Source organism: Mesorhizobium sp. WSM4842 (genome assembly GCF_055901575.1).
In genome coordinates, this window is the sequence record NZ_CM148372.1 from 5,335,133 (window position 1) to 5,353,062 (window position 17,930).

The window sequence follows — 17,930 nt, forward strand, 5'->3', positions numbered from 1 at the left end:
GCGCGGCTTCAAAATGCCGGAGCGCCTCTTCGCGCCGGATCGGACGCAGATGCTCCTGATCTCAAAATCAGCACGTCCGCTGCCGTCAACGGATCGGAGGGACGATCCCAGAACCGTCCGGCGCTACTGCGGCGCCGCTCCCGCATCGCCATCGCCGCCGTCAACCGGCGCATCGGTCTGACCTTCCACCTTGGCGGCGTCGGCCTTGGCAGCACCGGCCTTGGCGGATTCGTCGGCCAGCTTCTTCTGCAGCGCCCGGTAACGGGCGACGTTCTCATTGTGCTCGGCGAGCGTCGCGGCAAAGACGTGACCGCCGGTGCCGTCGGCGACGAAATAGAGTTCGTCGGTCTTCGACGGGTTGGCTACCGCCTCCAGCGCCGCACGGCCGGGATTGGCGATCGGCGTCGGCGGCAGGCCATTGATCAGATAGGTGTTGTAGGGCGTCGGCTTCTTGATGTCCGACTGGTAGATCGGGCGGTCGGCGGGTTTGCCCTTGCCGCCGAACAGACCGTAGATAATGGTCGGATCGGACTGCAGCCGCATGCCCTTGGCCAGCCGGTTGAGGAAGACGGCGGCGACCCGTGAGCGTTCGTCGCCCTTGCCCGTCTCCTTCTCGACGATCGAAGCCAGGATGACGAAGTCGTCGACATTGGCCAGAGGCAGATCGGGGGCGCGCCGCTGCCAGACATCCTCGACCAGCTTCTTCTGATCCGCCAAAAGCTTCTCGACCATCTGCTGGCGTGTCGCGCCGCGGGTGAAACGCAGCGTGTCGGTGGCAAGGCTGCCCTCGGGTGGAATGGTCGCCGGCATATCGCCGTCGAGCGCTGCCTGATCGGCGATGCGCTGCAGCGCCTGCTCGACCGTCAGTCCCTCGGGGACGGTCAGCGAATACATCACCGACTTGCCGCTCTTCAGCAACTCCATGATGTCGCGCATGGAGGCCTGCGGCTTGATCTCGTATTCGCCGGCCTTCAGTTCCGAATCATTGCCAAAGGCACGCACGCCAAGGCGGAAGATGCGCGCGTCGCTGATCAGTCCGCGCCGCTCGAGCTGCTCTGCAATTTCCTGGACGCCGGTGTTCGGCTTGACCAGGAAGGTGTCGGCATTGGCCGACGGGCCGGGCTCGTTGAATTCCTGCTTGCCGAAATACAATGCAAAACCGGCCGCCAGAACCAACAGCATCACCAAGGAGATGACGAAGTTCATAAACACGACGAACTGGCTGCGCGAGGCGCGCGAGCGCTTGGGCGGCGGCGTGCCGGCTTCAGGCCGCAATGCTTCGCTGGCCGTCTTCGGCATGATCGGACCCGACGGTGCGGACCGTTGCCCGAATTCCCCATTGTCCGCCGAATTTGTGCTCATGGCGCCCTACCGTTTGATCGTGCAACGAATCCCCTTGGGCACAGTAGGGGCGAATATGGCAAAATTGACGGCACGCATAGACCGTGCCGGTCGGCGGACCGGTCAGCCATTGTAGCGCTGGAAGACCAGCGAGGCGTTGGTGCCGCCGAAGCCGAAGGAATTGGACAGCGCCACGTCGACCTGGCGGGCGCGCGGCTTGTGCGGCACCAGGTCGATCGCCGTTTCGCGCTCCGGGTTGTCGAGATTGATGGTGGCCGGCGCGATGTTGTCGCGAATGGCGAGGATCGAAAAGATCGCCTCGGCGGCGCCCGCCGCACCCAGGAGATGGCCTATCGACGACTTGGTCGACGACATCGATATTTTCGACGCGGCATTGCCTACCAGCCGCTCGACGGCGTCGAGCTCGATCGTGTCGGCCATGGTCGAGGTGCCGTGCGCGTTGATGTAGTCGACGTCTGCGGGCGTCAGCTTGGCCCGGTTCAGCGCCGCAACCATGCAGCGGAAGGCGCCGTCGCCATCTTCGGCCGGCGCGGTGATGTGATAGGCATCGCCGGTCAGGCCGTAACCGGTGACCTCGGCATAGATCTTGGCGCCGCGTGCCTTGGCGTGTTCCAGTTCCTCCAAAATGACGACGCCGGCGCCTTCGCCCATGACGAAGCCGTCGCGGTCGCGGTCATAGGGACGCGAGGCCGTTTCCGGAGCGTCGTTGCGGTCGGTGGACAGCGCACGGCAGGCTGCGAAACCGGCGATCGACAGCCGCGTCACCGGCGCCTCGGTGCCGCCCGCGACCATCACGTCGGCATCGCCCCACATGATCAGCCGAGCGGCGTCGCCGATGGCATGCGCGCCGGTGGAGCAAGCGGTGACGACGGCGTGGTTGGGGCCTTTCAGCCCATGCCGGATCGAAACCTGGCCGGAGACGAGATTGATGATCTGGCCGGGGATGAAGAACGGGCTGATGCGGCGCGGTCCGCGCTCCTTCAGGATCAACGCGTTCTCGGCGATGCCTTCGATGCCGCCGATGCCGGAGCCGATCAGCACGCCGGTGGCGCACTGTTCCTCATGCGTCTTCGGTGCCCACCCCGAATCCTTCAGCGCCTCGTCGGCGGCCGCGAGCCCGTAGAGGATGAAGTCGCCGATCTTGCGCAGTTCCTTCGGCTCGAGAACGGCCTCGGGATTGAAGGTGGCGTCCTCACCATTACCGCGCGGAATGACGTGGGCGACCTTACAGGCAAGATCCTCCACCTCGAACTCGGTGATGCGCTTGGCTGCGCTGCGGCCGGTAAGAAGCTCCTTCCAGCCATGCTCGAAGCCTACGCCGAAGGGCGAAAGCAGCCCAAGGCCCGTGACGACGACACGCCTCATCGCAGGTCCTCCTCGGTGATGACTGCAAATAGCGTCAGGCAGAAGCCTTATCGATGTACTTCACCGCATCGCCAACAGTCAGGATGGTTTCGGCCGCATCGTCCGGGATCTCGACGCCGAATTCTTCTTCGAACGCCATGACGAGTTCGACCGTGTCGAGACTGTCCGCGCCCAGATCATCGATGAAGCTCGCCTGCTCCGTCACCTTGTCGGCATCGACGCCAAGGTGCTCGATAACGATCTTCTTGACGCGCTCTGCGGTGTCACTCATTTGGGCATCCTCGTCTTTTGTTTGTCTGTCTTCGTTAGCGGGCAGAATGCCGCTAATCAAGCTGAAAGATGGTCCGGCCGGAAACGCAACAGCACCGGGCCGGTTTTTGCCCGAACCGCCGGGTTGCGGGCCGCATTACACGAAAATCGGCCTGGGTCCAAGGCGAAAAGGGGTGTTTTCCCGCAACTGTCAAATCATCGCCATGCCGCCATTCACGTGAATGGTCTGGCCGGTGACATAGGCAGCTTCGTTGGAAGCGAGGTAGGCGACGGCGGAAGCGACTTCGGCGCTGGTGCCCATGCGCCGTGTCGGGATCGCTGCCATGATCGCCTCTTTCTGCTTGTCGTTGAGCTTGTCGGTCATCGCCGATTCGATGAAGCCCGGAGCGACGCAGTTGACGGTGATGTTGCGGGTGGCGATCTCCTGCGCCAGCGACTTGGAAAAGCCGATCATGCCGGCCTTGGAGGCGCAGTAATTGGTCTGGCCGGGATTGCCGGTGACGCCAACCACAGAGGTGATGTTGATGATGCGGCCATGCCGGCGCCGCATCATCGGATGGGTCAGTTCGCGGGTCAGCCGGAACACGGCGGTCAGATTGACTTCGAGCACCGTATCCCAGTCGGCGTCCGCCATGCGTACGAACAGACCGTCCTTGGTGATGCCGGCATTGTTGACGAGAATGTCGACGCCTTCGAGATCGGCCTCGACCTGCTGGCCGAGCGCCTTGACCTCGTCGCGATTGGAAAGGTTCGCCGGGAACAGCTTGACCCGCTCGCCGAGCTCGGCCGCCAGCGTCTCCAGCTTTTCGACGCGGGTGCCGTGCAGGCCGACAACGGCGCCCTGCGCATGCAGCACCCTGGCGATAGCCTCGCCGATGCCTCCCGATGCGCCTGTGACGAGCGCCTTGCGGCCGGTCAATTCGAACATGTCTTGTCTCCTGATCTAAGAGAACACCCTACACGGGTGGGGTCAAATCTCGGCGGTTATGCGAGCGCCGCCAGCGCCGCCTCGACATCCGCCGCCGTGCCGACAGCGCCGGTGGCGATATCGCGGTTGATGCGCCGCGCCAGTCCCGACAGCACCTTGCCGGCGCCCACCTCGTAAAGTGTCGCAATGCCATTTGCGCCGAACCACTCCACCGTTTCGCGCCAGCGCACGCGGCCGGTCACCTGTTCGACCAGGCGGCGGGCGATTGCGTCCGGATCGCTGGACGGGGTGACCGACACGTTAGAGACTACGGCCACCAACGGCGCGTTCTTCGTGACCTCGGCCAGCGCATTGCGCATGACCTTGGCCGCCGGTGCCATAAGCGCCGAATGGAAAGGTGCCGAGACCTGCAGCATCAGCGCCCGCTTGGCGCCTTTATCCGTGCACAGCCTCGCCGCCAGTTCGACCGCCGCCCTGGCGCCGGAGATCACCAGTTGGCCACCGCCATTGTCGTTGGCAATCTGGCAAACTGAATCTTTGGCTGAACCTTTGGCCGCTTCAGCGCAGGCGTCTTCGACATCGGCCTGTTCCAGCCCGATGATCGCCGCCATGGCGCCCTCGCCGGCCGGCACTGCCGCCTGCATGGCATTGCCGCGGATACGCAAGAGCCGGGCGGCATCGGCGACCGAAACGAAACCGGCGGCGGCAAGCGCCGAATATTCGCCGAGCGAATGGCCGGCGACATAGGCGACCTTGTCCTTCAGCGAGAAGCCGCGCGATTCCAGCGCCCGGATCGCGGCAAGTGACACAGCCATCAGCGCCGGCTGGGCATTGGCGGTCAGCGTCAGCGTCTCTTCCGGCCCTTCCCAGATCAGCTTCGACAGGTTTTCGCCGAGCGCGTCGTCGACCTCTTCGAAGATCTTCCGCGATTCCGGAAAGGCGTCGGCGAGGTCCTTGCCCATGCCGACAGCTTGGCTGCCCTGTCCCGGAAAGGTGAATGCAACGGCCATGTGTGGCTCCCAACCGGCTGATTTTTTCCTGCCTGTGACGCAAGGCGGGCGGGCAAGTCAAGTCCGGTATCGGCCCGACCCGGGCCACTCCGGCTCGGTATTGCTGGCCGAGTACCTGTTCCAAAAGGCTTTTTATCGATCACTCATGATGAAAATCGCTCACGATTCGTTTGCTGGCTCTTCTTATTTCAGCCACAGGCGCTAGCTTTTCGTGACATATCGATGACAGCTCAATGACGCTTTTGTGTATGGTCGGGGGAATTGTAACGTGGCAAGGACTGGGAAGGGCGCTGGCAAAGCCGCGCCACAGTTTCTGGAAGGCGATCCGGCCACCGGCTATCTGCCGGGCCGGAAATGGCCTGTTATCCGTTATGGCCTCGTCAGCCTTCTCGCCGCCACCATCCTGGTTTTTGCGATCGAACTGATCGTGCGCGGCGACTTTGCCGGTACCGTCGCATTCTTCCTGCAGCCCTTCAAGCCGGGCTGGACCACCATCATCATCTTCGCGCTGATTCTGATCGGCCTCGACGCAGTGCTCGGCCGCAGCCACCAGAGCCTGATTATCGTCGCGCCGCTGACCCTGGCGCTGGCCTTCGTCGGCCATCAGAAATCGCTTTATCTCGGCGATCCGCTCTATCCGACCGATTTCCTCTATTCACGCCAGATCGTAGCGCTGATGCCGCTTCTGGTGCGCGAACGTCCGGGAACCGCCATCGCTCTGGCGGTCGGCATCGTTGGCAGCCTCTCGCTGCTCGTTTATGGCTGGCGGCTGTGGCGCCGCCGGGTACCGGCGCTCGGTCGCAAGGGGCGGCTGGCCAGGCTGACGCTGACCGTGCCGCTGCTCGCCTTCTTCGTGTCGATCATGGATTACGCGACGTTCTCGTGGACCCGCGACCGGCTGCAAATCATCCCGATCATGTGGGACCAGAAGGAAAATTACGCCTCCAACGGCTTCGCACTGGCCTTCGCGCTCAACGTGCCGATGGCCCATGTCCCCGCGCCTGCCGGCTACTCCGACAAAGCGATCGCGGCGATCGAAAGGCCTGATGTGAAGGCATCGGTACCGACCGAGAAGCCAGATATCATCATCGTCATGAGCGAATCCTTCTGGGATCCGACCGAACTGCCCGGCGTCACCATCACGCCCGATCCGATTCCCAACGTGCGGGCGCTGCGCTCTGGCCACGTATTCTCGCCCGAATTCGGCGGCATGACCGCCAATGTCGAGTTCGAGGCGCTGACCGGCCTTTCCAACGCCTTCCTGCCGGCCGGCAGCATCCCCTACCAGCAATATGTCCGCGCGCCGGTGCCGTCGATGGCAACGTTCCTGAAGAGCCAGGGCTATGAGACGCGCGCCATCCATCCGGGCACAAGCTGGTTCTGGAACCGAACGCCGGTCTATGCGGAGTTCGGCTTCGATGACTTCAAGTCCGAAGAAAACATGCCGTATCTCGAAAAGCGCGGGCCGCTAGCGTCGGACGCGGCAATGACCGACGAGATCATCCGCGAAGCCGACGCCACGGACAATCCGTTCTTCTACTTCGCCGTCAGCCTGCAAAACCACGGACCCTACGAACCGAATCGCTACTACAATCCGACCCACAAGGTGCAGGCTCCGACCAGCCAGTGGGCAAAGGATTCGCTGCTGAGCTTCACGGAAGGCGCATCCGACGCCGACAAGAGCCTCGAGCGCCTTGTCGAATGGGCGAAGAACCGGCGGCGACCGACGGTTATCGCCTTCTTCGGCGACCATCTGCCGCCGCTCGGTCCTGTCTATGTCGAGACCGGCTTCCTCAAGGATAACGTCGCGCCACGCAAGGAGCCGCCCGACCAGATGCTGCTGCATCACCGAACACCGCTGATCGTATGGTCCAACCGCACCGGTCCGGTCGCGGACATGGGCACTGTCAGTCCAGTCTTTCTGCCCTACCATGTCCTGACCACGGCCGGGATCAGCCACCCCTATTACACCGGCTTCCTCGGCCAGATGCGCGAGCGCTACAGCGTCGTCGACCGCAATTTGTTGATGACGCCGGCGGGCGAGGCCACGCCGGACTGGGCGCGCAAGAAGAAAATCGACCCGGCCATTCGCGATTTCCGTCTGCTGCAATACGACATGATGTTCGGCAAGCGCCGCGCAGCGCCCGATTTCTTCCCGGAAACGGTGAAGAAGCTCGTTCCGCATACAAGCTGAAGATGCCGCGACATGTCGCCCTCGCGGCGGCGGATTTTCGGCTCGCCCTTGCCTTGCGGCCAAATTCCTGTATAGACGCCCGCAATCTGCCGGTCCTTGCTGGGGGCTGAACGGAGGGCCGGAGGTTTTTTCGAAACCTTCGTGTGGAGCCAGAAGCGCTTCCGCCTCCCGTGTCTCCGCTCTCGACCGTCTCGTCATGCTCCTTTCTTCCCCGCCCCCTAGGGATCGGCGGGTCAGAGAAGTTGCAGAGGCTTTTGCCGCCGGGAACCGGGAGAGAAACGAAGAAAGGCAATAGAACAATATGGCTCTTTACGAACATGTGTTTCTTGCCCGGCAGGACCTCTCGCAGCAGCAGGTCGATACGCTTGTCGAACAGTACAAGGGCGTCATCTCCGCGAATGGCGGGTCCGTCGGCCGGGTCGAGAACTGGGGACTGAAGTCCCTCACCTACCGGGTCAACAAGAACCGGAAGGCATACTACACGCTGATGGACATCACCTGCCCGCCGGCCGCACTCAACGAGATGGAGCGTCAGATGGGCCTGTCCGAGGATGTGCTGCGCTTCCTCACCATCAAGGTCGATGCGCATGAGGAAGGCCCGTCGGCGATGATGCAGAAGCGCGAGGAGCGCTCGGAACGCGGCGGCTTCGGCGACCGTGACCGCGGCCCGCGCTCGTTCGGCGACCGCGATCGCGGCGACCGTGGCGATCGCCCGCCGCGCAGCTTCGGTGGCGACGCCGGTGCAGAACGTGGTCCGCGCCGTCCGCGCGAAGGTGTTGAAGGGGGTGCAGAATAATGGTCGACATCAACCAGATCCCGACCCGGCGCCCGTTCCACCGCCGCCGCAAGACCTGCCCGTTCTCCGGCGCCAACGCGCCCAAGATCGACTACAAGGACGTACGTCTGCTGCAGCGCTACATTTCCGAGCGCGGTAAGATCGTGCCGTCGCGCATCACCGCCGTCAGCCAGAAGAAGCAGCGCGAGCTCGCCAAGGCGATCAAACGCGCCCGCTTCCTCGGCCTGCTGCCCTACGTGGTTCGCTAGCACTCTTTCAGCGGGCGGTTCGCCGCCCGCTTTTCCCACGGCGACGGGCGCCGCGGGGTTGCCATCAAATCCCAGGTTGAGGTGAAGACCTCTAACTGCCGCGACAGGCAGGACAGCGACACAGGCGGCGACGCCCTCAGCTTCCTGACCTGTTCCAAACAATTCGGCGTCGATGCCAGCGATTTGGCGCCCAAACGAAGGAACAAAACCATGGACGTCATTCTTCTCGAGCGCGTTTCCCGCCTCGGTCAGATGGGCGATACCGTCAAGGTCAAGGATGGATTCGCCCGCAACTTCCTGCTGCCGCAGGGCAAGGCGCTGCGCGCCAACGAAGCCAACAAGAAGAAATTCGAAGGCCAGCGCGCCCAGCTCGAAGCCCGCAACCTCGAGCGCAAGTCCGAGGCCATGCAGATTTCGGAAAAGCTCGACGGCAAGAGCTTCATCGCGGTGCGTTCGGCCGGCGAAACCGGCCAGCTCTACGGCTCGGTGTCGACCCGCGACATCGCCGAGTTGCTGACGGCGGAAGGTTTCTCGGTCAACCGCAACCAGATCCTGCTCAACCAGCCGATCAAGACCATCGGCCTTACCAATGTGGCGATCGCGCTGCATCCGGAAGTCGAGGTCACCATCACGCTAAACATCGCCCGCACGGCCGACGAAGCCGAGCGCCAGGCCAAGGGCGAGACGCTGACCACCGCCGAAGCCATCTATGGCGAAGACATCAACGACAATGCCCGCCCGGACAACTTCTTCGACCCCAATGCCGAGTTCGAAGGCGGCGAAGACAACGGCTGATTGCACGTCACAAGCGTCAGAGCGGCGCTTTAAAACGTTTCGTCGGCTTCCAATCATTTCTGGACCAATGCCCGGGCCCCTCGCCTGGGCATTTTTGTGCCAAAAGGAACTTTTCGAACCCCTATATGTTGAGGCAGACTACAGCGCCGCGCGTCCTTTGGACGCGGAAAGGATTCTGTAGAACTTTGGTTTGGCGCATGATCCTTTCCGAAAATCGATTTCGATTTTCGGGGTCATGCGCCAAGACAGCGTGTCTGACCGAGAGGGGACATTGGTCATGAATATTCTGCTGAAACGCATTCTCGACCGCCTGGTGCGCACCGGCAATCTCAAAGTCACCGGACCGAAAGGCCTCTCGGTGATCTTCGGCGACGGCAGCGGCGATCTGGTGCACATGCACATCAAGACCGCGCATGCCGAGCGCGCCATCACCTTCGATCCGATGCTGGCGGTGCCGGAAGCCTATATGGACGGTGAACTCGACATACTCGAGGGCGGCGTGCTGGGGGTGATGCGCATCGCCTTCCAGAACATGGGTAGCGGCGGCATCGACGCCACCTGGTCGAAGGCGATCGAGGGCCTGCGCCACGCCTTCCGCCGCCTGCAGCAGATCAACACGGCGGCGCGCGCGCGCCGTAACGTGCAGCGCCACTATGATTTGTCGGGCGACCTCTACCGGCTCTTCCTCGACGAGGACATGCAGTATTCCTGCGCCTATTTCGAGCAACCGGACATGACGCTCGATGAGGCCCAGGCCGCCAAGAAGCGCCACATCGCCGCCAAGCTCAGGCTGAAGGCCGGCCAGACGGTGCTCGACATCGGCTCCGGCTGGGGCGGGCTCGGCATCTATCTCGCCAAGTCCTTCGACGTCGACGTGCAAGGTGTGACGTTGTCGACCGAACAGCATGGCGTCGCCACCGACCGCGCCCATGCGCAGGGGCTGGAAAACCGCGTGCATTTCGAAGTGAGGGATTATCGCGAGCTCAACGAGCGCTTCGACCGCATCGTCTCGGTCGGCATGTTCGAGCATGTCGGCGTCAACCACTACCGCACCTTCTTCGACAAATCGGCGACGCTTTTGAAGCCGGACGGCGTCATGCTGCTGCACACGATCGGCCGCTCCGGCGCGCCGTGGGCAACCAGCGCCTTCATCCGCAAATACATCTTTCCCGGCGGCTACATACCCTCGCTCTCTGAAGTAATGCCTGCGATCGAAAAGTCGGGCCTCATCGTCACCGACATCGAAATCCTGCGGCTACATTATGCCGAGACGCTGAGGCATTGGAGCGAGCGCTTCGCCGCCAATCGCGACAGGGCCAAGGCGATCTATGACGAGCGTTTCTGCCGCATGTGGGAGTTCTACCTGGGGGCCTCGGAAGCAGCCTTCCGCTGGCAGGATCTGGTGATCTTCCAGATCCAGATTGCCAAGAAGAACGACACGCTGCCGATGTCTCGCGACTATATGGCTAAATGCGAGAAGGCGCTGGAGATGCGCGACATGGGACATCGCCCAAAAGCCCCTGCCGCCAAGCCCGCGCGGCGCCGCAAGGTGGCTGATACGGAATAGACTGTCGACGATCACGCCATTGCGCTTGCCATTGCCGGCCCGCACGCTGAAAAAGGTCTCGTCGCCGCCGCGAGACCTTTTTTCATGACCTATCTCATCTACATCGTTGCTGCCCTTGCCGAGATCGCCGGCTGCTTTTCGATCTGGGCGTGGTGGCGGCTGGAAAAGTCACCGTTGTGGCTGGCGCCGGGCCTGGTCTCGCTCGCTTTGTTCGGCTTCCTGCTGGCGCTGGTAGACATCAGCGCGGCGGGCCGCGCCTATGCTGCCTATGGCGGCATTTACATCGCCGCCTCGCTCGGATGGCTGTGGCTGGTGGAAGGCGTTCGCCCCGACCGTTGGGACCTCGCCGGTTCCGCGCTCTGCATCGTTGGCGCTTCGGTCATCCTGCTCGCACCTCGGGGTGCCTGAGCTATGGAACTGCCTATCCCGCTTCGACAGAGCGTCGAGCGCCTCCTCGAAAAAGTGCCGCTGCCGACGCTGAAGCAAGCGGCAAAAACGCTGTCGGACCGCTACCGCGCCGAACTGCGCGACGGGCGCCTGCACATGGCCGAGGAGATGGCGGTCAAGGCCTATCTGGCGACGCGGCTGCCGGCAACCTATGCCGCCGTCCATGCCAGCCTCGATGCGGTCAGCGAGCCAAGGCCCGATTATGCGCCCAAAAGCCTGCTCGATGTCGGCGCCGGCCCTGGTACCGTGCTTTGGGCTGCGCTCGATCTCTGGCCCGACCTCGAGCAGGCGGTGCTGATCGAGGCGAGCGCCGCGGTGCGCCGGGTCGGCGAGGCGCTTGCCACTGAGGCGATGACGGCCAGGATCGCCTGGCTGGCCGGCGATGTCACCATCGACCTTGCCGATCTCAAGCCGGCCGAGCTGGTCACCTGCGCCTATGTGCTGGACGAGATCGGACCGGCGTCGCTGCCAAAACTCATCGACCGGCTCTGGCACCTGACCGACGACACGCTGCTGGTCGTCGAGCCGGGCACGCCGGCCGGATGGCAGCGCATTCTTGCCGTGCGCCGGCAACTGATCGAGGCGGGAGCGCATGTGCTTGCGCCTTGCCCGCATGAGGAGCCCTGCCCGCTCGTGCCGCCCGACTGGTGCCATTTTTCGCAGCGCGTCGCGCGTTCGCGCCTGCACCGGCTGGCCAAAGACGCCGACGTGCCATGGGAGGACGAGAAATTCATCTATCTCGCCGCCTCCCGCCAAGCTGTTGCCCCACCGCAGGCGCGTGTGATCGCACCGCCGAAATCAGGCTCCGGCAAGGTCCTGCTGAAACTTTGCGAAAAGGACGGCAGTGCCGATGAGAAACTGTTCACCAAGCGCGACGGCGATGTGTTCAAGGCCGCCCGGCGGCTGGGCTGGGGCGACGCGCTGCCGGAGTGATTGGCAGCTATTTTCCTGTTTTGTTCTCGCCCGAGAACGGCTAAGCTCGCCGTCTTGATTCGAGTCAATCAAGATTCTTTCCACCGAAAAACCTCGGCTGTGAATCGCGGGCACCAAAGCTGATTGGACGGGGACTGATGCAGATATGTCATCACCGACTTATCCCGTTCTGATATCGAAAGACCGGGATCGAAATCGGGGACATCATGGCAGAGGCAGCGCGAAAATTCGGCGTGGCGGAAACACCACTCTATCGGGAGGCGCCGAACAACATAGAGGCCGAGCAGGCGCTGCTCGGCGCCATCCTCGTCAACAACGACGCCTTCTACCGCGTCTCGGACTTCCTGAAATCCGGCCATTTCTACGAGCCACTGCATCGCAAGATCTTTGAAGTAGCCGCCGAGCTCATCCGTATGGGCAAGATAGCGACTCCGATCACGCTGAAGACCTTCCTGCCGGCCGACGAGAAGGTCGGCGACATGACGGTCGCGCAATATGTCGTGCGGCTGGCCGTTGAGGCGGTCACCGTCGTCAACGCCGCCGACTACGGCCGCGCCATCTATGATCTGGCCACACGACGCGCGCTGATCACCGTCGGCGAAGACATGGTCAACATCGCCTATGATGCGCCGGTCGACATGTCGCCGTCCGAGCAGATTGAGGATGCCGAGCGGCGCCTGTTCGAACTGGCCGAAACCGGCCGCTATGATGGCGGCTTCGAGAGCTTCACCGACGCGGTCAAAACCGCCGTCGACATGGCCAACGCCGCCTATATGCGCGACGGGCACCTGTCGGGCGTCGCCACTGGCCTGCGCGATCTCGACCGCCGGATGGGCGGCCTGCAGCCGTCCGATCTGATCATCATCGCCGGCCGCCCCGGCATGGGCAAGACATCGCTTGCCACCAACATGGCCTTCAACATCGCCGAGGCCTATGTGCCGGCGCAACAGGCCGACGGCTCGTTCAAGGCGGCCAATGGCGGCGTCGTCGGCTTCTTCTCGCTCGAAATGTCATCGGAACAGCTCGCCACCCGCATCATTTCCGAGCAGACCGAAATCCCGTCGTCAAAAATCCGTCGCGGCGAGATCAGCGAGATGGACTTCGAAAAGCTAGTCGCCTGTTCGCAGACCATGCAGAAGATCCCACTGTTCATCGACCAGACCGGCGGCATTTCTATTGCTCAGTTGTCTGCCCGCGCGCGTCGTTTAAAGCGCCAGCGCGGCCTCGACGTCATCGTCATCGACTATATCCAGCTGATGCAGGGTTCGAGCGCCAAATCCTCGCAGAACCGCGTGCAGGAGATCACCGAAATCACCACCGGCCTGAAGGCGCTGGCCAAGGAGCTTGCCGTGCCGATCATCGCGCTGTCGCAGCTGTCGCGCCAGGTCGAAAGCCGTGACGACAAACGCCCGCAGCTTTCGGATCTGCGTGAATCGGGCTCGATCGAGCAGGACGCCGACGTGGTGATGTTCGTCTATCGCGAGGAATATTATCTGAAGAACCGCGAGCCGAAGCCGGGCACCGACGAATACATCAAATGGGAACACGAGATGAACGAGATGCGCGGCAAGGCCGAGGTCATCGTCGCCAAGCAGCGCCACGGACCGACCGGCTCGGTCAGCCTCGCCTTCCAGGGCGAGTTCACCCGCTTCTCCGACCTCGCCGAAGAGCATCATATTGCGGAGAGGTTTGAGTAGACATGGGTAACCGTTTCGGGTTTCCGGCCTCTCTTGCTCACGCGCTCCTAGGCGCGGCTGTCTTGCCCGGGATCGCTTCCGCTTGTTCCATGCCTGCCGGCTGGACGCCGCAGCGAGCATTTGCAGAGGCGGCCTTGGTGTTCCATGGCCGGGTGACAGCCACGGAGCTTAGTTCAACAAAGCTTGGGGATGTCCCAGCCGACGCGGGCGATGGCCGGATACTGGTTAACGTACGCTACGAGACAATCGAGGTGTTCAAGGGCAAGCCGGAAGCGAGTGGTACGATCTCTACGACCACGCTGATCATGGGAGGATGTGGTGTACCCGTCCTAACCGGCCAGCATTTCCTGTTTTATGTTGACGGATTTGATGAGAAGGCGCGGAAAGGCCTGCCTGAACTTGCCGGCCAGACACAAGGTATGATCTCCATCTACGACACGCAGATGTTACCGCCCAATCCTGAGTTGCTCGACGAGGCGCTTGCCGAAGTCCGCGCTCACGCCAAGAAGCACTGAATTGCATCCACACTCTCCAAACCACGCTCGGATACGTGGACAGTTCCAGTCAGCCACCATTCAAAACTGGGTGCGGCTCCATGGCTAAATCCCGCATCCAGTTCATCTGCCAGAATTGCGGTTCGGTGCATCAGCGCTGGGCCGGCAAATGCGATGCCTGCGGCGAGTGGAATACGCTGGTCGAAGAAGGCACGTCCGGCGGCATCGGCTCGGGTCCGGCCAACACCCGCAATGCCCGCAAGGGCCGCGCCGTGGTGCTGACGACTTTGTCCGGCGATATCGAGGATGCGCCGCGTATCGTCTCCGGCATCGGCGAACTCGACCGCGCCACCGGCGGCGGTTTCGTGCGCGGCTCGGCCCTTCTGGTCGGCGGAGATCCCGGCATCGGCAAGTCGACGCTGTTGACCCAGGCTGCCGCAGCACTGGCGTCCAAGGGCCACCGCATCGTCTACGTCTCGGGCGAAGAGGCGGTTGCCCAGATCAGGCTGCGTGCGCAGCGGCTCGGCGTCGCCTCGACCCCGGTTGAGCTTGCCGCCGAAACCAATGTCGAGGACATCCTCGCCACCATCGCCGACGGCAAGCGGCCGGACCTCGTGATCCTCGATTCGATCCAGACCTTGTGGACCGACATGGCCGATTCGGCTCCCGGCACCGTCACCCAGGTGCGCGCCGCCGCCCAGGCGATGATCCGCTATGCGAAATCCACAGGCGCGGCGATCGTGCTCGTCGGCCACGTCACCAAGGAAGGCCAGATCGCCGGGCCGCGCGTCGTCGAGCATATGGTCGACGCGGTGCTTTATTTCGAGGGCGAAGGCGGCCACCACTACCGCATCCTGCGCACGGTCAAGAACCGCTTCGGACCAACCGACGAGATCGGCGTCTTCGAAATGTCTGATATGGGCCTGCGCGAGGTCGCAAATCCGTCCGAGCTTTTTCTCGGCGAACGCCATGCGAAGGCGCCGGGCGCCGCGGTTTTCGCCGGCATGGAAGGCACCCGCCCGGTGCTGGTCGAGATCCAGGCGCTGGTGGCGCCGTCGTCGCTGGGCACGCCGCGCCGCGCCGTCGTCGGTTGGGACGGCGCCCGGCTGTCGATGATCCTCGCCGTTCTCGAAGCCCATTGCGGCGTCCGCTTCGGCACGCATGACGTCTATCTCAACGTCGCCGGCGGCTACCGTATCTCGGAGCCGGCTGCCGATCTGGCGGTAGCGGCCGCACTGGTTTCCTCGCTCACCGGTCTTGCCCTTCCCGCCGATTGCGTCTATTTCGGCGAAATCAGCCTTTCGGGCGCCGTGAGGCCGGTTGCGCATGCGCAGCAGCGCCTGAAGGAAGCCGAAAAGCTGGGTTTTGGAAGCGCGGTTCTGCCCTTGGGCAGCGAGGAACTTGCCGGCGGCATAGGGGCCGGAGCTTTCCAGCCCACCGAGCTTGCCGATCTCGTGGCGCGCATAGCCGGCTCACGGCGCAGCCGCGCCGACGAGCAAGAGTGACGCGGCTCATGAAGTGGGGCAAAAGACATGCCGATTACGCTGCTTGACGGAATTCTCGTCGGCTTCACCTTGGTCTCGGCGATGCTCGCCATGGTTCGCGGCTTTTCGCGCGAGATCCTCTCCGTCGTCTCCTGGATAGCGGCGGCGGCTGCGGCGTTCTTCTTCTACCAACCGGTCCTGCCTTACGTTCAGCCCTATGTCGACAATGAGAAGATTGCCATGGTGGTGGCCGCCGGCATCGTCTTCATCGTCGCGCTGATCGTCGTCTCCGTCATCACCATGAGACTCGCCGACTGGATCATAGATTCCAGGGTCGGCGCGCTCGACCGCACGCTCGGTTTCCTGTATGGCGCGGCGCGCGGCATCCTGGTCGTCGCGGTGGCCCTACTGTTCTTCAACTGGCTGGCCGGCCCGAAGGCTCCGGGCTGGGTCGCCAACGCCAAGTCGCGGCCGCTGCTCGAATCGATCGGCGCCAAGCTCGAAAGCCTGCTGCCCGAGGATCCGGAAAACGCGATCCTCAACAGGCTCAATCCGAATCAGCCGGCACCCGACACCGGAGCCGAGACACCTCCGGCGGCGGACGCACCCGCGGCGGACGCACCGGCAACCGGCGACGATGCTCCGGCGCTCGACGGCAGCGAGACCAACGCGCCACCAGCCGACAATGCACCGGCCAATCCGGCGCCGGCAAACTGACGATCATGTGAAAGCGGCAAACTCTACGTTGCTCTCGAGCAGTCATCACACTATATAGCGACTTTAGCGGAGCTGAAGATGGCAGACGCAGACGACTTGCTTTCCGCCGAAGCTGACGATCATTTCCATGACGAATGCGGTGTGTTCGGTATTTTTGGCCGGCAGGACGCCGCGGCTATCGTCACGCTCGGCCTGCATGCATTGCAGCATCGCGGCCAGGAAGCAGCGGGTATCGTTTCCTATGACGGCACCCAGTTCCATGTCGAACATCACGTCGGCCTGATCGGCGACACCTTCACCAAGCAGCGCGTCATCGACAGCCTGCAAGGCAACCGCGCCATCGGCCACACGCGCTACGCCACCACAGGCGGCGCCGGCCAGCGCAACATCCAGCCGTTTTTCGCCGAGCTCGCCGATGGCGGCTTCGCCGTCGCCCACAACGGCAACCTCACCAACGCCATGACCGTGCAGCGCGCGCTTCAGAAACAGGGCGCGATCTTCTCATCGACCTCCGACACCGAGACGCTGCTGCATCTGGTCGCTACCAGCAGGGAACGCGATCTCAACTCGCGCTTCATCGATGCGGTGCGCCAGGTCGAAGGCGCCTTCTCGCTGGTGGCGATGACTTCAAAGAAGATGATCGGCTGCCGCGATCCGCTCGGCATCCGGCCGCTGGTGCTCGGCGATCTCGACGGCGCCTGGATCCTGGCTTCCGAAACCTGCGCGCTCGACATCATCGGCGCGCGTTTCGTGCGCGACCTGAAGCCCGGCGAGATGGTCGTCGTCACAGCCAAGGGTATCGAGAGCCTGTTTCCGTTCGAGCCGCAGAAGACCCGCTTCTGCATCTTCGAATATGTTTATTTCGCGCGTCCGGATTCGTCGGTCGAAGGCCGCAACGTCTACGAAGTTCGCAAGCGCATCGGCGCCGAGCTGGCGCTGGAAAGCCCGGTCGAGGCCGACATTGTCGTGCCGGTGCCGGACAGCGGCACTCCGGCGGCGATCGGCTTTTCGCAAGCCGCGGGCATCCCGTTCGAGCTCGGCATCATCCGCAATCACTATGTCGGCCGTACCTTCATCCAGCCTGGCGATTCGATCCGCCACATGGGTGTCAAGCTCAAGCACAATGCCAACCGCCGCATGATCGAAGGCAAGCGCGTGGTGCTGGTCGACGATTCGATCGTGCGCGGCACCACCAGCCAGAAGATCGTGCAGATGGTGCGCGATGCCGGCGCCAAGGAAGTGCACATGCGCATCGCCTCGCCGCCGACGCGCGCTTCGTGCTTCTATGGCGTCGATACGCCGGAGAAGTCGAAGCTGCTTGCGTCGCGCATGTCGGTGGAAGAGATGGCCGAGTTCATCCGCGTCGATTCACTCGGTTTCCTGTCGATCGACGGGCTCTACCGCGCCGTCGGTGAGGCCGGCCGCGACAATGAGCAGCCGCAATTCTGCGACGCCTGCTTCACCGGGCAATATCCGACCCGGCTTGCCGACTTCGAAGGTTCGGACAATGTGCGCACGCTGTCGCTCTTGGCGGCAGGAGGTTCGTAGGTCTTGCTGCAACCCGCGAATTTCGCCGGTTTGCAAATTTCGTCGCGATTGCTGTGTCGCGCCCCCACTGTCCTG

The 17,930-nt window shown here is 63.2% G+C and carries 17 protein-coding genes; 12 read left to right on the forward strand and 5 right to left on the reverse strand.

Translation table 11 applies throughout. From position 1 onward, the window contains the following. Positions 1-123: 123 nt before the first annotated feature. The 5 genes from mltG to fabD form a co-directional block, all read right to left on the reverse strand. On the reverse strand, positions 124-1,362 hold the full coding sequence (mltG, locus tag AC0NIE_RS26080) for an endolytic transglycosylase MltG (RefSeq protein WP_473486693.1): 1,239 nt from the start codon (positions 1,360-1,362) through the stop codon (positions 124-126). Positions 1,363-1,464: 102 nt separating this feature from the next. Next, complete coding sequence (fabF, locus tag AC0NIE_RS26085) at positions 1,465-2,727, reverse strand: beta-ketoacyl-ACP synthase II (protein ID WP_473486692.1); 1,263 nt, start codon at positions 2,725-2,727, stop codon at positions 1,465-1,467. Positions 2,728-2,761: 34 nt separating this feature from the next. After that, entirely contained in the window at positions 2,762-2,998 is a 237-nt protein-coding gene (locus AC0NIE_RS26090; protein WP_006203723.1) for an acyl carrier protein, read from the reverse strand. 189 nt (positions 2,999-3,187) lie between these two features. Beyond that, positions 3,188-3,925, reverse strand: coding sequence for a 3-oxoacyl-[acyl-carrier-protein] reductase (gene fabG / locus AC0NIE_RS26095; RefSeq protein WP_473486691.1), 738 nt, complete (start codon positions 3,923-3,925; stop codon positions 3,188-3,190). A gap of 56 nt (positions 3,926-3,981) precedes the next feature. Next, positions 3,982-4,935: an ACP S-malonyltransferase gene (gene fabD / locus AC0NIE_RS26100; RefSeq protein WP_473486690.1), complete on the reverse strand. Its 954-nt coding sequence runs from the start codon at positions 4,933-4,935 to the stop codon at positions 3,982-3,984. 268 nt (positions 4,936-5,203) lie between these two features. On the opposite strand from fabD, the gene AC0NIE_RS26105 reads away from it, so the two are divergent. The 12 genes from AC0NIE_RS26105 (at position 5,204) to purF (ending at position 17,855) form a co-directional block, all read left to right on the forward strand. Continuing rightward, a complete protein-coding gene (locus AC0NIE_RS26105) occupies positions 5,204-7,129 on the forward strand; it encodes an LTA synthase family protein (protein WP_473486689.1) in 1,926 nt (641 codons plus the stop codon). Between the two features lie 301 nt (positions 7,130-7,430). After that, positions 7,431-7,925 (forward strand): 30S ribosomal protein S6, encoded by a 495-nt coding sequence (gene rpsF / locus AC0NIE_RS26110; protein WP_473486688.1) that lies wholly within the window; start codon positions 7,431-7,433, stop codon positions 7,923-7,925. Further along, entirely contained in the window at positions 7,925-8,173 is a 249-nt protein-coding gene (gene rpsR / locus AC0NIE_RS26115) for a 30S ribosomal protein S18 (protein ID WP_006203718.1), read from the forward strand. The genes rpsF and rpsR overlap by 1 nt, the downstream gene beginning before the upstream one ends. Before the next feature lie 210 nt (positions 8,174-8,383). Then, entirely contained in the window at positions 8,384-8,968 is a 585-nt protein-coding gene (rplI, locus tag AC0NIE_RS26120; protein WP_095496637.1) for a 50S ribosomal protein L9, read from the forward strand. Positions 8,969-9,245: 277 nt separating this feature from the next. Next, positions 9,246-10,535 (forward strand): class I SAM-dependent methyltransferase, encoded by a 1,290-nt coding sequence (locus AC0NIE_RS26125; RefSeq protein ID WP_473486687.1) that lies wholly within the window; start codon positions 9,246-9,248, stop codon positions 10,533-10,535. Positions 10,536-10,619: 84 nt separating this feature from the next. Beyond that, a complete protein-coding gene (locus tag AC0NIE_RS26130) occupies positions 10,620-10,943 on the forward strand; it encodes a YnfA family protein (RefSeq protein ID WP_091590534.1) in 324 nt (107 codons plus the stop codon). A gap of 3 nt (positions 10,944-10,946) precedes the next feature. Then, entirely contained in the window at positions 10,947-11,915 is a 969-nt protein-coding gene (locus AC0NIE_RS26135; RefSeq protein ID WP_473486686.1) for a small ribosomal subunit Rsm22 family protein, read from the forward strand. A 206-nt stretch (positions 11,916-12,121) separates the two neighbouring features. Beyond that, positions 12,122-13,612, forward strand: coding sequence for a replicative DNA helicase (locus AC0NIE_RS26140; RefSeq protein WP_123149771.1), 1,491 nt, complete (start codon positions 12,122-12,124; stop codon positions 13,610-13,612). Positions 13,613-13,614: 2 nt separating this feature from the next. After that, the gene (locus AC0NIE_RS26145) at positions 13,615-14,127 is read left to right on the forward strand and encodes a hypothetical protein (protein ID WP_473486685.1); all 513 of its coding nucleotides are present in this window, start codon (positions 13,615-13,617) and stop codon (positions 14,125-14,127) included. 80 nt (positions 14,128-14,207) lie between these two features. After that, entirely contained in the window at positions 14,208-15,611 is a 1,404-nt protein-coding gene (gene radA, locus AC0NIE_RS26150) for a DNA repair protein RadA (protein WP_292397778.1), read from the forward strand. A 27-nt stretch (positions 15,612-15,638) separates the two neighbouring features. Next, the gene (locus AC0NIE_RS26155; RefSeq protein WP_473486684.1) at positions 15,639-16,307 is read left to right on the forward strand and encodes a CvpA family protein; all 669 of its coding nucleotides are present in this window, start codon (positions 15,639-15,641) and stop codon (positions 16,305-16,307) included. 78 nt (positions 16,308-16,385) lie between these two features. After that, positions 16,386-17,855 carry an amidophosphoribosyltransferase gene (gene purF, locus AC0NIE_RS26160; protein ID WP_473486683.1) on the forward strand — a complete coding sequence of 490 codons (1,470 nt, stop codon included), beginning with the start codon at positions 16,386-16,388 and terminating at the stop codon, positions 17,853-17,855. The last annotated feature ends 75 nt before the right edge of the window (positions 17,856-17,930 follow it).